We start from the raw sequence: 12,810 nt of genomic DNA on the forward strand, positions 1-12,810 counted from the left end.
AATCCGAGCGCCGCCGACATCGGCCGGCTGAAGGCCGCCCGCGAGGCCAATGACGAACTGGTGCAGGCCTTCGAGGCCACCAAACGCGTGATCGAGCGCGGCTACACCGTACTCGCACGCTAGCCGGCCACCGCCTCCGCAAAGGGCGAGGTGCCGCCTGCGGGATTGAAGACCATTTGCCAGGGGCGCAGCGTCGCCTGCAGCAGGCCGGATCGCACAGCCGGATCTTCCTCCATCATCTGACGCGCCGCGGCTTCATCGCTGCAGTCCAGCACCGCGATGCCACCGCCCGCTTCATCGCGGAAGAGGCCCGCGATCAGCAGCTGGCCGCTCTCCATCAGCCGCTGCAGATAGACCTGATGATCGTGAAGTGCCTGCCTGGGCGCCGGCTGTGCCGCCGGCCAGGCAGGGCCGCGCTGGTAATCGATCCAGTAGACCGGACGCGGCTTCGGCATCCCTTGCTCCCTCAGTTGCGCTTCCCCGCCGCCCAGTCCTGCGCCTGCTGCAAGGCCTGCGGATCAATCCGCGTTTCCCCGAGCTGGCGCATGAGCGTGGCGAGATCGTAGTAGAAGCGTTCCTCCACGAACAGTCCGTCACGGAAGCGCACGAAGACCACGAAAGGCAGCACAAAAGCCCGGCCGGTCGGCGCCAATCCGAGGAAATCGCCGACATGCCGCCCCACATATTGCGGCTCGGCCACATAGGTGTCGTCATCGATCCAGTGGGCGCCGCCGATGGCTGAGCGCTCCACCACATTGCCGAAGGCCGTCCACCATTGCCGGTAATGCCGGTCCGCCCCGGCATGGCCGTGAAACACCTGGCCGATCGCAAGGTCGCGGAAAATGCAGTCCGGATGCACGGTTGCCAGGGTGGCGGCCATGTCATGGGCGTTTTCCGCCGCCAGATGGCGCTGCAGCATCAGGCGGTTGGGATGGGGCTGAACGGTCATGGTTTCCTCCGGGTTTCCATACCTAGACGGTGGGCCTCGCCGCCTTGTGACAGCGGGCCGAACCGGGCATGATTTCCACGTCCCTCGCTCCACATCGGCCTCGCCCCAAATCGGCCTCGCCCTAGATCGTAAGCTTATGACCGCCTTGCCCGATTCAATTGATGCCGTCGAAACCCTGCTGAACAGCGGCGACTATGTCGCCGACCGTTCGCTCGCCACCACGCTGTTCCTGGCGCTGAAGATGGGCCGGCCGCTGTTCCTGGAAGGCGAAGCCGGCGTCGGCAAGACCGAAATCGCCAAGGTGCTGGCCGCCACGCTGAACCGCCGCCTGGTGCGCCTGCAATGCTACGAGGGCCTCGATCTTTCCTCGGCCGTCTATGAGTGGAACTACCCGCGCCAGATGCTGGAAATCCGCCTGGCCGAGGCAGCAGGCAGTGGTGACAAGGAAAAGCTCGGCCGCGACCTGTTCAGCCCCGACTTCCTGATCGAGCGCCCGCTGCTGCAGGCGCTGAAACCCGATCCGGCCGGCGCGCCGGTGCTGCTGATCGACGAGCTGGACCGCACCGACGAACCCTTCGAGGCCTATCTGCTGGAGGTGCTGTCGGATTTCCAGATCACCATTCCCGAGATCGGCCCGATCAAGGCCTCGGAACCGCCGATCGTCATCATCACCTCGAACCGCACGCGCGAAATCCATGACGCGCTGAAACGCCGCTGCCTGTATTACTGGGTCGATTATCCCAGCGCCGAACGCGAATTGGCGATCCTCAAGCGCAAGGTGCCCGGCGCACCGCAGCGCCTCAGCCGCGAGATCGTCGGCTTCGTGCAGCATTTACGCGAAACCGAACTGTTCAAGCTGCCCGGCGTGGCCGAGACCATCGACTGGACCCGCGCGCTCGCCTTCCTCGACAAGGTCAGCCTCGACCCGGAAACCATCGACAATACGCTGGGCGTACTGCTGAAATACCAGGACGACATCGCCAAGATGAAGGGCAGCGAAGCCGCCACCATCCTGCGCCAGGTGCAGCAGGACATGGCCGCGCTTGGCGTCTGAGCCCCCGATGCTGCTGCCCGAACCTCCTGCTGCGGATCCGGGTGCGAGCGGCGCCTTTGCCAACAATATCGTGCATTTCGTGCGGCTGCTGCGCGCGTCAGGCCTGCGGCTGGGGCCCGGCAAATCGATGGATGCCGTACGCGCGGTGGAAGCGGCGGGCATCCGCCGCCGCGACGATCTGTACTGGACGCTGTTCTCAGTGCTGGTGAACCGCCGCGACCAGCGCGAACTGTTTGACCAGGCTTTCCATATCTTCTGGCGCGATCCGAAGATTCTGGAACGCATGATGAGCCTGCTGCTGCCACAGACCGACGGCACTGCCGAACCGCGCAAGAGCGGCATGTCTCAGCGGCTGCGCGAGGCCCTGCTGCCCGGCGGCGGAAGCCGTCCGGCGCAGGAGCCCAGAGAAGTCGAGATCGATGCCACGCTGACCTTCTCGGCCGAGGAACTGCTGCAGAAGAAAGACTTCGCCGAGATGACGGCGGAGGAGATGGAGCATGCCAAGACGGCGATGGCACGGATCGAATGGCCGTTCCGCCCGACCCGCACGCGCCGCCTGCGCGCCGATATCCGCGGTCACCGCATCGACCTGCGTGCCAGTTTGCAGGCGTCGTTGCGTACCGGCGGCACGATCATTCCGCTGAAGCGTAAAAGCCCGGGCGAAAAGCCGCCGCCGCTGGTCGTGCTATGCGACATTTCCGGCTCGATGAGCCAGTACAGCCGCATGTTCCTGCATTTCATGCATGCCTTGAGCAATGACCGCAGCCGCGTGCACAGCTTCCTGTTCGGCACGCGCCTGACCAATATCAGCCGGCTTCTCAAGCAGCGTGATGTCGACAAGGCACTGGCCTCAGTCAGCGAGAAAGTGCCCGACTGGTCGGGCGGCACCCGTATCGGCACGACGCTGGCGGAATTCAACCGGCTGTGGTCGCGCCGCGTGCTGGGCCAGGGCGCCGTCGTGCTGCTGCTGACCGACGGACTGGATCGCGAAAGCGGCCAGGGCCTGCCGCGCGAGATGGAACGGCTGCACAAATCCTGCCGCCGGCTGATCTGGCTCAACCCCCTGCTGCGCTGGGACGGTTTCGAGCCGAAAGCCGCCGGCATCCGGGCCATCCTGCCCCATGTTGACGATTTCCGTCCGGTTCACAATCTTAGTTCCATCGCCGATCTCGCCCATGCGCTGAGTCATGCCAGCGACGAGGGCAACCGGCTCAAACTCAATCTCGGGAGACTGGCCGCATGAGCACCGATCCCACTGCTGATTTTTCTGGGGATATCGCCGGCGATATCCTCACCACCGCGCTGGACTGGAAAAGCGCCGGCAAGGCCGTGGCCCTTGCCACCGTGGTCACCACCTGGGGCTCGGCGCCGCGCCCGGTCGGCAGCCAGCTGGCTGTTGATGGCGAGGGCAAGTTCATCGGCTCGGTGTCTGGCGGCTGCATCGAGGGCGCCGTGGTGACCGAGGCGCTGGACGCGATTGCCGATGGCAAGCCGCGGCTGCTCGATTTCGGCGTGTCGGATGCGCAGGCCTGGGAAGTCGGACTGGCCTGCGGCGGCAAGATCCAGATCTATGTCGAACGGCTGGACGGATGAAACAGGAGCTTCTCACCCAGCTGCAGCAGGACCGCGCCGAGAAGCGGCCCGTGGTGCTCGCCACCTTCCTCAAGACCGGTGAACAGCGCCTGCTGTATCTGACCGGCAAAAAGGGCCTGAAGGATCTCGATCCGCGCATCGGCGAGGCGGCGCGGGCCGCCCTGATCGAGGACAAGCCGCGCACGGTGGAGACCGAGCAGGGCCCCCTCTTCCTCAATGTGTTCAATCCGCCGCTGCGGCTGATCCTGGTCGGCGCCGTGCATATCGCCCAGGCCCTGGTGCCGATGGCACAGCTCACCGGTTACGAGGTGATCGTGATCGATCCGCGCAGCGCCTTCGGTTCGGTGGAGCGCTTCCCCGGCATCACGCTGTCGAACGAATGGCCCGACGAGGCAATGGCGCAGCTGAAGCCCGACCTGCGTACCGCGCTGGTCACGCTGACGCATGATCCCAAGATCGACGATCCGGCGCTGATCGCCGGGCTGAAATCAGATGTCTTCTACATCGGTGCGCTGGGCAGCAAGAAAACCCATGCCAGTCGCATCGAACGGCTGACCACGGCCGGCTTCGGACCCGACGACTTCGCCCGCATCCATGGTCCGGTGGGCCTGAGCATCGGCGCGAAATCGCCGGCTGAAATCTCCATCTCGATCCTGGCCCAGATGACCGCCGCACTGCGCCAGCAGAGCGCGCCTGCCGCGTCAGCGGCGGCCTGAGATGCAGTTCGGCCCCATGCCGGTGCGCGCCGCCACCGGCGGCATCCTGGGCCACAGCCTGTCGCTTGGCAAAGAGCGCTTCCGCAAGGGTCGCGTGCTCAGCGCTGCCGATGTCGCAGCGCTTGAGGCCGCCGGACATGCCACGGTGTATGTCGCACGGCTGGGCGACGGCGACATGGCGGAAGACGAAGCCGCCAGCCGCATCGCCACGGCGCTGGCCGGCCCGCAGGCACGCACGGCCGCTGCGTTTACCGGCCGCGCAAATCTCTATGCCGAGACCGCCGGCCTCGCCCGTATCGACACCGCGCGGCTGGATGCCCTGAACGAACTCGACGAAGCGCTCACCATCGCCACGCTGGAGGATTACGAACCGGTCGAGGCGGGCCAGATGCTGGCCACGGTGAAGATCATTCCCTTCGCCGCGCCACGCACCGCCATCGAACGCGGCGAAGCCATGCTGAAAGGCCAGCCGCCGCTGGTGCAGGTGGCACCGTTCCGGCCCCATGAGATCGGCCTGGTGCTGACCCGCGTGGCAGATACCAAGGACAGCGTGCTGGCCAAGACCGAGCTGGCGGTCAGCCAGCGCCTGGCGCAGCTCGGCAGCCGCATCCGCGGCCTGCGCACTGTCGCTCATGACGAAGGCGCCATCGCTGCCGCCATTACCGATCTGAAGGCCGAAGGCTGCGCGCCGATCCTGGTGTTCGGGGCATCCGCCACCGTCGATCGCCATGATGTGGTGCCCGCCGGCCTGATGCGGGCCGGTGGCGACGTGCTGCACTTCGGCATGCCAGTCGACCCCGGCAACCTGCTGATGCTGGGCCGCCATGGTGACGTTTTCGTGATCGGTGTGCCGGGCTGTGCCCGCTCGCCCAAGCTGAACGGCTTCGACTGGGTGCTGCAGCGGCTCTGCGCCGGTATCGCGATCAGCCGGCGTGACATTATGCGGATGGGCAGCGGCGGCCTGCTGAAGGAAATTCCGACCCGGCCCATGCTCCGTGATGGAGGGCCGCGCGACAGCAGCGGCAAAGCTGGAGCAGCGGATTCCACAGCACCGCGGCGGCCAAAAATCGGCGCCCTGATCCTGGCCGCCGGCCTGTCGAGCCGCTTTGGCGATGGTCACAAGCTGCTGGCCGAGCTGGATGGCAAGCCGGTGCTGCGCCATACCATCGAGCATGCGCTGGCCAGTTCAGCCCGCCCGCTGCTGCTGGTGACCGGCCATCAGGCCGATGCCGTGCGCGATGCCGCAGGGGCCGGCGTCGAAATCATCCACAATCCGGCCTATGCCGAGGGTCTGGCCAGTTCGCTGCGCGCCGGACTGAGCGCGCTGCCGCAGGGGCTGGACGGGGTTTTGGTCTGTCTGGGCGATATGCCGGATGTAACCTCTGCAACCTTGGAGGCACTGATCGCCGCCTTCAACCCGGTGGAAGGCCGCGCGATCTGCCTGCCCGTCGTCGGCGGCAAGCGCGGCAATCCAACACTCTGGGGCCTGCAATTCCTGCCCGAATTGCTGCGGTTGGAGGGCGATACCGGCGCCCGCAGCCTGCTTGGGCCGCATGCGGAATGGGTTTGCGAGGTGCCGGTGGACGATCCCGGCATCCTGCACGACTACGATACCCCGGCGGCACTCGCAGCCCGCCCGGTTACCAAGTCTTAACCGCAAGTCTTTGGCTTTAAGCGAATATTATCCACAGCTGCAGCATTAACTATGTCTTCCGGCTTTTTCCCATGGGGGGAATTTGCCATAGTGCCGCAGGGGGCAGCCTAGATTGGCTGGTTGTCGCCCTCTCCACGACCGTTACCGGAGAAAGCGACTAATTAATGAGTGAGGCACAACAGAACCAATCGTCTGACGACGAGAAGATGTTCACCGATTTTGACCGCCTGGCGCGGGGCAAGATTTTTGGTGGCCGTCTGTCGGCAGTGATTCAGTTCGTTAATCCAAAGACGTTCGAGCGCAATCGCGAAAGCTACAACATCGTTGTGCATTCGATGCGCTCCCTCATGTCGAAATACGAAGGCACGTTCTACACGCTGCACGACTATTCGATCGTGATGTTCATTCGACTCTCCGAGCGGTTTTTCGACCAGACCTTCGAAAAACTGGTGCTCGAGATCGACGATATTCTGACCCGCAACAACGTCGCCATCGGCCTCACCCCTGAGGAAGCCGAGAACGCCGTGCGCTGGTATCGCTTCGACAGCCAGTTCGAAGACCTGCAGGAGCTGATGGATAATATCCAGCAGCGCTTCCGCGTCTTTGCCGAGCGCCGCAAGCGTCTGCTGGCCAAGGCGGGCACCGCGGCCACGGCCGGCGACGGCACGCCGCTGACGCCCGGCGCGCTGCAGCAGATCGACGACATCCTGAAGAAGGCCGATGTCTCGACCTTCATGAAGCGCCAGCCGGTGACGCTGTGTTTCGGCAACCAGCCGCCGAAGCCGATCTTCCAGGAAATCTTTGTCGGCGTGAACGAACTGCGCCAGGCGATTGCGCCAACCGTGAACCTGCGTGGTGCGCGGTCGCTGTTCCATCACCTGACCCGCACGCTGGATACCCGTGTGTTCCGCGCCCTGCTGGATGGCTATGTCACCCGCAACAGCGGTCCTTTCAGTATCAACCTGAATGTCAGCACCATCCTGAGCGACACCTTCCGCGATTTCGACAGCCGCATCGGCAATATCGTGAAGAAGGAACAGATCATCATCGAGATGCAGCGCTACGATGTGTTCTGGGATTACAATGAATATCTGCTGGCCTGCGAATTCCTGCATAATTCCGGCTATCGCATCCTGATCGACGGCATCACGCCTGACCTGCTGTCGCTGTTCGGTCGCAAGGAACTGAAGGCCGACTTCGTCAAGCTGTTCTATTTCAAGGACCGCCACGAGGACTGGATCGACAAGGAGCTGTCGAGCCGGATTGGCGAAGCCGATGCCAACCGCGTGATCATGGCGCGTTGCGAGACTGAAGAGGCGCTGAAGGCCGGCATGGCCGCCGGCATCCGCCTGTTCCAGGGCTGGCATATCGACAACATGATCCGGGCCTCGCGCGAAGTGGTGAACTAAGCCGGCGCTGGCGCGTCCGGCGTTTCAACAGCAACTTGCAGGGTTCAGTATCATGTGGAACCGTTCCGGCCAGCGACCCAACCAGACCGAGAACCAGGTGACGGAAGTCCGCGCCGGTTCGGCTCCGCATGCTCCCAGCCGCAAGCCGGTGACGCCGAAAGACAACGAGCGGATCGAGAAGATCCTCGCCAGCATCGCCATCGACACGTCGCAGACCTTCAATGCGATGCTGGACTCGCTGATGGGCGAGCGGCCGGTGACGCATCACGAAAGCAACCAGACTCGCGATTTCATCTGCACCGTGTTCGATGAAATCCGCATGGAAAGCAATCGCGATGCCGTGATCCTGGCGCGCAAGTTTGCCGATATGTGCATGCGGGCCGCCGACCAGCTGAACGACAACCACCAGCGCACGGTTGCCCGTTGCGTGTCCGAACTGTTCGAGCAGTTCGCCGCCAAGCTCGATCACCGCGAGCCGGCCAACTCCAACTGATTGTCTGCAGATTGCAGTATCGCCCTGCCGCCCTCAGGCGGCGGGGCGATACTGCTCAAGTTCGGACAGGAATTTTCCGACAATACGTGCAGCGTCATCGCCCGTCGCGGTGCGGAACAGCGCCGCATCCTCGGCGCCGAGCGTGGCCAGCGGCCGGACCAGGCCGTCGAAGAACAGGAAGAACTCGCGGTCGCCGAATGGCAGCGCCTGCCCCTCGAAGGGCCGCTCGATATACACATTCGATGACAATCCTACGGCGGTAGGATCGTGCTGCATCACCTTGACCACCCAGTCGCGCCGCGTCTCGAAAATGCGGAAGGCGCGGATCACGCGGCCGATCACCTTGAAATAGAGTTGCTTGGCGCGCGGGTCGGCATAGAAAGAGACCCAGTCGAGATTGCCGCCGGCACCGACGCGGATTTCCTCGGCGATGCTGGCGGCTTCGTCGGCCATCGCCTCGACCTCGTCGCCGAACAGCGACCGCACGAAGAAGAAATAGTTGCCGATCAGACGGCGGTCGAGCTTTTCCTCGCTGAACAGCGGATCAAGCGGATGCACCAGCAGGCGGCCGAAGGCGTTGATCCGGGCGCCGCGCCGGGCATCCTCCTCCACCACCCGCATCAGGCTGTCGTAGGAGGCGCGATAATAATGGTCGTAGTCAGGCGCCGCTTTCATCGCCTCGACGAGCTGGCGCAGCGTCTCGATGCTGAAGGGGGCCTTTTTGGCCTCCGCCTCGGCGCCCTGCAACAGGGCGTCGAACAGCTTGTTGGCCATCTGGCGAAGAAACTCCGGACCGCGGGTAATCATGGTTTTTCTACTCTGGCAGCCGAATCCATTCAGGTTGGATGCAGCTTAAAGAAGCCCCCCAGCCGATGCGAGCCCCATATTGGCGCAGCCGGCCGCACAGACAGAAAAAGGGGCAGACATTGGCCAGAGATTGTTAACCCTGCCATTGCGACTCTGGCCCGGGCAAGGCTACAGTCCGGCCCGAACATTCCCCTTTTTGCGTATTGCACCCCCTCATGAGCCTGATCCTGACGCTGTCCTGCCAAGACCGCCCCGGCATCGTTGCCGCGGTCTCCGGTTTCCTTGCCGCCCATCGCTTCAACATCCGCGATTCCGCCCAGTTCGGCGACAGCGAAACCGGCCTGTTCTTCATGCGCGTCAGCGTCGAGGATCTGGAGGCCGGCCCCGGTAGACAGGGGCGCCCGCTGGAGCAGTTGCGCGCCGCCTTTGCGCCGGTAGCGGCGCCCTTTGAAATGACCTGGGAGCTGCATGACGAAGCCGCGAAGTCGCGGATGCTGATCCTGGTGTCGAAATTCGGCCATTGCCTGAACGACCTGCTCTACCGCTATTCGATCGGCGCCCTGCCCGTCGAAATTCCGGCGATCGTATCAAACCATCGCGATTGGTATCAGCGCGCCGCCAATCACGACATCGCCTTCCATCACTGGCCGGTGACACCCGACAGCAAGATCCGGCAGGAAAAGATGCTGCGCGACCTGATCGAGCAGGAGAAAATCGACCTGATCGTACTGGCGCGCTACATGCAGGTGCTGTCGCCCGACCTGTGCCGCGACTATGCCGGCAAGATCATCAACATCCATCACTCGTTCCTGCCCAGCTTCAAGGGCGCCAAGCCCTATCAGCAGGCCCATCTGCGCGGCGTGAAGCTGATCGGCGCCACGGCACACTATGTCACCGCCGATCTCGATGAGGGCCCGATCATCGAGCAGGAGGTGGCCCGCGTCGATCACGGCTATTCGCCCGATCAGCTGGCCGCGACCGGCCGCGATATCGAAAGCCTGGTGCTGGCCCGCGCGGTGAAATACCACGTCGAGCACCGGATTTTCCCGAACGGGACCAAGACCGTGGTGTTCCGCGGCTAAAGCCGCAGCGCAGCGGCCTAAACGGCGCGTTCGCCGATGCCGGTCTGCCTCGGCAGGGTCCGGAGCTGGCCGGCCACGACGCCGAGCGCCTCCAGCGCTTCAAGCAGCGCCGTATCGTCATAGGGCTTTGCCAGCACACGGCTGAAGCCAGTGCCGGCAAAACCCGGCGCGACGGTTTTTTCGTCATAGCCGGTGGCCAGTATGATCGGCAGATGCGGCATGGCCATGCGCAGTTCGGCAGCCAGCTGGTCGCCACGACAATCCGGCAGCCCGATATCGACAATCGCCGCATCGATTCTGCCGCTTTCCCAGACCTCGCGGGCCTCGGCGCCGGACCCGGCCTCTTCAACCAGGAAACCGCAAGCCTCCAGATTGCCGGCCACGACCATCCGCATCAGCGGATCATCTTCGACCAGCAGCAGAATCTTGCGACTCTCCATAATCTCGGCAACGGCATCCGCACGCCCCAGGCTGTCGGCAATCACCAGAACCGAGGTCAGCGTGTCATCGACGCCATCGAGTTCCGGCGCCGGATCGGCAGATGTGAAGGTGATGGTGATACAGGTTCCGGCGCTGGTACGGGTCTCGACATTCAGCGCCCCTTCAAGCTTTTCCACCATGGCCAGCACGATCTTGCTGCCCATGCCTTTGCTCTTGCGCCAGGCGGCCTCGTCCACACCGATACCGTCATCCTCGACCTGCACCGTGATCAGATCGCCGTTGCGCTCGGCCTTGACCCGGATCGGACCATCGCCGGTGGGATAGGCATATTTCAGGGAGTTGATCACCAGTTCGGTGACGATCAGACCGATCGGGATGGCAAAGTCGGTGCCGATCCGGGTCTGGCTGGCAAGGAACTGCAGCGAACGCCCGCCGCGATCCGCCGACTGGCGCAGATCTTCAACCAGACCGCAGAGATAGTCGGCCAGATCGACAAACCGCACATTGGCCGAAGTGTAGAGGCGTTTATGCACGCGGGCGACCGCGGCCACCCGCTTGTAGGCATCCAGCAGGGTCTGGGCCAGCCGCCTGTCGCTTTGCGCTGTCGATTGTACCTGCAACAGGCTGGCGACCAGCTGCAGGCTGTTCGACACCCGGTGGTTCACTTCATGGATCAGGACCGCGCGCTCGTTGGCCAAAGCCTCGAACCGGTCGCGCGCCTCGCTCATTTCGGCTTCGGCGCGTTCGCGCAGGAAACTCTGCCGCCGGGTTTCCAGCGCACCATCGATGGCGGCGCGCAACAGGGTAAGGAATTCCGGACTGGCATCCTTGATTACATAGTCGGTCGCACCGGCCTTCAGCGCCGCCACGGCAATACGCCCCTCCGACTCACCGGTGACGTACACCACAGGCGGCGGCTTGGGCAGCGTGGCAATCATGGCCAGCGTATCCAGGCCCACCTGGTCCGGCATGTGATGATCCAGCGCCACCACGTCGATATCGGCGCTGCTGCACAGACGGGCATAACCAACCTTGCCACTGGTGACGACTTCGACAACAAAGCCGTGCCGCTCGAGCTCCTTCTGCACCAGGCGCCCGAGCCCCAGATCATCATCGATGTAAAGAAGACGTGGGTGGCTTTCGGTCATCAGACTGTCTCAGGCACCTGCATGACCATGAAGAACAGGCCCAGCTGACGGATCGCCTGGGCGAAATTCTCGTAATTCACCGGCTTGGTGATGTAGACGTTGCAGCCAAGATCGTAGCAGCGCTGGATTTCCGACTTGTCATCGGTGGTGGTCAGGATCACCACCGGCATGCGGCGCAGACCCGGATGCTCCTTCACACGGCGCAAAATTTCTGTGCCCGACATATCGGGCAGGTTCAGATCGAGCAAAACGAGATAGGCCCCACCATGGGAGCCGGTATCACCATCGCCGGCCTTCATCAGATACTCGACCGCTGGGCCGCCGGCGGCGAAGGGAATGATCTGGTTGTTGACGCCGGCGCGGCGGATATTCTTCTCGATCAGACGGGCGTGGCCCTCGTCATCCTCGATCATCACAATGGTTACTGCACTATCGTCGCTCATTCAGTTCCCGGTGTCATTTTACCTGCCGGCCGCATCAAGGAAGCAGGGCTTCAGAAGGAGAAACCAAACGCCCTGTCCTGACTGCCGCGCATCTTGCAGATAATCTTGTCAAAGCGAGGCCAGCGCCCTCACCCAACCGATTCTGTACCCCGTTGCGGCAGAACAAATCAATCAATGCGATTAAACCCCAGCCCGGTATTCCGCGACTATAGTCCGCGATTGACCAGTATAACGGGGAAAAGATCCGGTTGCGAAAATCAACCCGGCGCCCGCATTGCGCATGGATTTGTGTTTGTTGTCAATTAGAAGGGATGAATTTACGTACGGCGCGTCCATGTATGCAATCAAGCGGTGGTTGTTTCCATCGCTGCTGCGAATCCAGTCCTCGCTAAAGCTGAGCTATGGAAAATGCCGAAAAACTGAGCGGCCCTGATTCCGCGGCAAACGCCTCGCAGTAGAATGACCGGGCTTCCGCCGGTTATCCGATGGCTTCGCTGCCCAGACTGCGCGCCATCTTCTTGAGCAGGCGGTTGAGGGTGCCGCGCTCCGATGGCGTCAGGCCGGCGACGATGTTTTTCTCATGCAGATCGACCTTGAGCATCAGTTCAGCCAGCAAAGCTTCGCCTGCCGGGCTGAGCGACAGCGCATAGGTCCTACGATCCGCGGCAGTGCGATGCCGCTGGATTAGTCCCTTTTTCTCGAGCTGGTCCAGTGCCGGTGTGAGCGTCGACTTATCGACGCCGACACCACGGCTCAGATCGGTTTGATTGATGCCGGGATTCGCATGCAGCAGCACCAGCAGGCTGAAGCGGCCAGGCGTCAGCCCGCCCATGCGGCTTGCCAGGGTGTTGCCGACCACCTGAAGGAAATTCTCGAAAACCGCGACTTGGGCAATGCGCAGGTTATAGCCATACAGCCCGGGCAGCGGCCCGCGATCCAGCTTGCGCGGCTTCGCAGTCTTGCGCGTCTGGGCTGGAATATCCCCACCATCGCCGGCTGAACGCTGGGACTTGCTCCGCAT

14 protein-coding genes are annotated in these 12,810 nt (G+C 63.3%); 8 read left to right on the forward strand and 6 right to left on the reverse strand.

Annotated features, from left to right (window positions below; translation table 11 throughout):
* Positions 1–119 precede the first annotated feature (119 nt).
* Both AAG799_RS11660 and AAG799_RS11665 read right to left on the reverse strand, forming a co-directional pair.
* Positions 120–455: a YciI family protein gene (locus tag AAG799_RS11660; RefSeq protein WP_341896008.1), complete on the reverse strand. Its 336-nt coding sequence runs from the start codon at positions 453–455 to the stop codon at positions 120–122.
* An 11-nt stretch (positions 456–466) separates the two neighbouring features.
* Positions 467–949, reverse strand: coding sequence for an ester cyclase (locus AAG799_RS11665; RefSeq protein ID WP_341896010.1), 483 nt, complete (start codon positions 947–949; stop codon positions 467–469).
* Between the two features lie 136 nt (positions 950–1,085).
* On the opposite strand from AAG799_RS11665, the gene AAG799_RS11670 reads away from it, so the two are divergent.
* From AAG799_RS11670 to AAG799_RS11700, 7 genes are all read left to right on the forward strand, one after another.
* The gene (locus tag AAG799_RS11670; RefSeq protein ID WP_341896012.1) at positions 1,086–2,003 is read left to right on the forward strand and encodes a MoxR family ATPase; all 918 of its coding nucleotides are present in this window, start codon (positions 1,086–1,088) and stop codon (positions 2,001–2,003) included.
* 7 nt (positions 2,004–2,010) lie between these two features.
* Positions 2,011–3,246, forward strand: a complete 1,236-nt coding sequence (locus AAG799_RS11675) for a VWA domain-containing protein (protein ID WP_341896014.1) — start codon at positions 2,011–2,013, stop codon at positions 3,244–3,246.
* Complete coding sequence (locus AAG799_RS11680; RefSeq protein ID WP_341896016.1) at positions 3,243–3,596, forward strand: XdhC family protein; 354 nt, start codon at positions 3,243–3,245, stop codon at positions 3,594–3,596. Before AAG799_RS11675 ends, AAG799_RS11680 begins: the two co-directional genes overlap by 4 nt.
* Complete coding sequence (locus AAG799_RS11685) at positions 3,593–4,312, forward strand: XdhC family protein (RefSeq protein ID WP_341896018.1); 720 nt, start codon at positions 3,593–3,595, stop codon at positions 4,310–4,312. Before AAG799_RS11680 ends, AAG799_RS11685 begins: the two co-directional genes overlap by 4 nt.
* Position 4,313: 1 nt before the next feature.
* Positions 4,314–5,966 carry a molybdopterin-binding/glycosyltransferase family 2 protein gene (locus tag AAG799_RS11690; RefSeq protein WP_341896020.1) on the forward strand — a complete coding sequence of 551 codons (1,653 nt, stop codon included), beginning with the start codon at positions 4,314–4,316 and terminating at the stop codon, positions 5,964–5,966.
* A 164-nt stretch (positions 5,967–6,130) separates the two neighbouring features.
* Positions 6,131–7,375: an EAL domain-containing protein gene (locus tag AAG799_RS11695; protein WP_341896021.1), complete on the forward strand. Its 1,245-nt coding sequence runs from the start codon at positions 6,131–6,133 to the stop codon at positions 7,373–7,375.
* Positions 7,376–7,427: 52 nt separating this feature from the next.
* A complete protein-coding gene (locus AAG799_RS11700) occupies positions 7,428–7,868 on the forward strand; it encodes a hypothetical protein (protein WP_341896023.1) in 441 nt (146 codons plus the stop codon).
* Positions 7,869–7,901: 33 nt separating this feature from the next.
* Here the strand turns inward: AAG799_RS11700 and AAG799_RS11705 are convergent, their stop codons facing one another.
* Positions 7,902–8,675, reverse strand: coding sequence for a hypothetical protein (locus AAG799_RS11705; RefSeq protein WP_341896025.1), 774 nt, complete (start codon positions 8,673–8,675; stop codon positions 7,902–7,904).
* 215 nt (positions 8,676–8,890) lie between these two features.
* On the opposite strand from AAG799_RS11705, the gene purU reads away from it, so the two are divergent.
* A complete protein-coding gene (gene purU / locus AAG799_RS11710) occupies positions 8,891–9,757 on the forward strand; it encodes a formyltetrahydrofolate deformylase (RefSeq protein ID WP_341896026.1) in 867 nt (288 codons plus the stop codon).
* A gap of 17 nt (positions 9,758–9,774) precedes the next feature.
* Here purU and AAG799_RS11715 read toward each other — a convergent pair whose 3' ends face one another.
* The 3 genes from AAG799_RS11715 to AAG799_RS11725 all read right to left on the reverse strand — a co-directional run bounded on the left by AAG799_RS11715 (position 9,775) and on the right by AAG799_RS11725 (position 12,810).
* Complete coding sequence (locus AAG799_RS11715; RefSeq protein ID WP_341896030.1) at positions 9,775–11,346, reverse strand: response regulator; 1,572 nt, start codon at positions 11,344–11,346, stop codon at positions 9,775–9,777.
* The gene (locus AAG799_RS11720) at positions 11,346–11,789 is read right to left on the reverse strand and encodes a response regulator (RefSeq protein ID WP_341896032.1); all 444 of its coding nucleotides are present in this window, start codon (positions 11,787–11,789) and stop codon (positions 11,346–11,348) included. The genes AAG799_RS11715 and AAG799_RS11720 overlap by 1 nt, the downstream gene beginning before the upstream one ends.
* 478 nt (positions 11,790–12,267) lie before the next feature.
* Entirely contained in the window at positions 12,268–12,810 is a 543-nt protein-coding gene (locus tag AAG799_RS11725; protein ID WP_341896034.1) for a MarR family transcriptional regulator, read from the reverse strand.

Source organism: Ferrovibrio terrae (genome assembly GCF_943371255.1).
Taxonomy (GTDB): domain Bacteria; phylum Pseudomonadota; class Alphaproteobacteria; order Ferrovibrionales; family Ferrovibrionaceae; genus Ferrovibrio; species Ferrovibrio terrae_B.

Excerpts from the sequence above, each read along its gene's own strand:
- AAG799_RS11665 (WP_341896010.1), bottom strand. The coding sequence starts at position 949 with ATGACCGTTCAGCCCCATCCCAACCGCCTGATGCTGCAGCGCCATCTG.
- AAG799_RS11675 (WP_341896014.1), top strand. The coding sequence starts at position 2,011 with ATGCTGCTGCCCGAACCTCCTGCTGCGGATCCGGGTGCGAGCGGCGCC.
- AAG799_RS11725 (WP_341896034.1), bottom strand. The coding sequence starts at position 12,810 with ATGCGGAGCAAGTCCCAGCGTTCAGCCGGCGATGGTGGGGATATTCCA.
- AAG799_RS11705 (WP_341896025.1), bottom strand. The coding sequence starts at position 8,675 with ATGATTACCCGCGGTCCGGAGTTTCTTCGCCAGATGGCCAACAAGCTG.
- AAG799_RS11680 (WP_341896016.1), top strand. The coding sequence starts at position 3,243 with ATGAGCACCGATCCCACTGCTGATTTTTCTGGGGATATCGCCGGCGAT.
- AAG799_RS11715 (WP_341896030.1), bottom strand. The coding sequence starts at position 11,346 with ATGACCGAAAGCCACCCACGTCTTCTTTACATCGATGATGATCTGGGG.
- AAG799_RS11720 (WP_341896032.1), bottom strand. The coding sequence starts at position 11,789 with ATGAGCGACGATAGTGCAGTAACCATTGTGATGATCGAGGATGACGAG.
- AAG799_RS11700 (WP_341896023.1), top strand. The coding sequence starts at position 7,428 with ATGTGGAACCGTTCCGGCCAGCGACCCAACCAGACCGAGAACCAGGTG.
- AAG799_RS11660 (WP_341896008.1), bottom strand. The coding sequence starts at position 455 with ATGCCGAAGCCGCGTCCGGTCTACTGGATCGATTACCAGCGCGGCCCT.
- AAG799_RS11695 (WP_341896021.1), top strand. The coding sequence starts at position 6,131 with ATGAGTGAGGCACAACAGAACCAATCGTCTGACGACGAGAAGATGTTC.
- AAG799_RS11670 (WP_341896012.1), top strand. The coding sequence starts at position 1,086 with ATGACCGCCTTGCCCGATTCAATTGATGCCGTCGAAACCCTGCTGAAC.
- purU (WP_341896026.1), top strand. The coding sequence starts at position 8,891 with ATGAGCCTGATCCTGACGCTGTCCTGCCAAGACCGCCCCGGCATCGTT.
- AAG799_RS11685 (WP_341896018.1), top strand. The coding sequence starts at position 3,593 with ATGAAACAGGAGCTTCTCACCCAGCTGCAGCAGGACCGCGCCGAGAAG.
- AAG799_RS11690 (WP_341896020.1), top strand. The coding sequence starts at position 4,314 with ATGCAGTTCGGCCCCATGCCGGTGCGCGCCGCCACCGGCGGCATCCTG.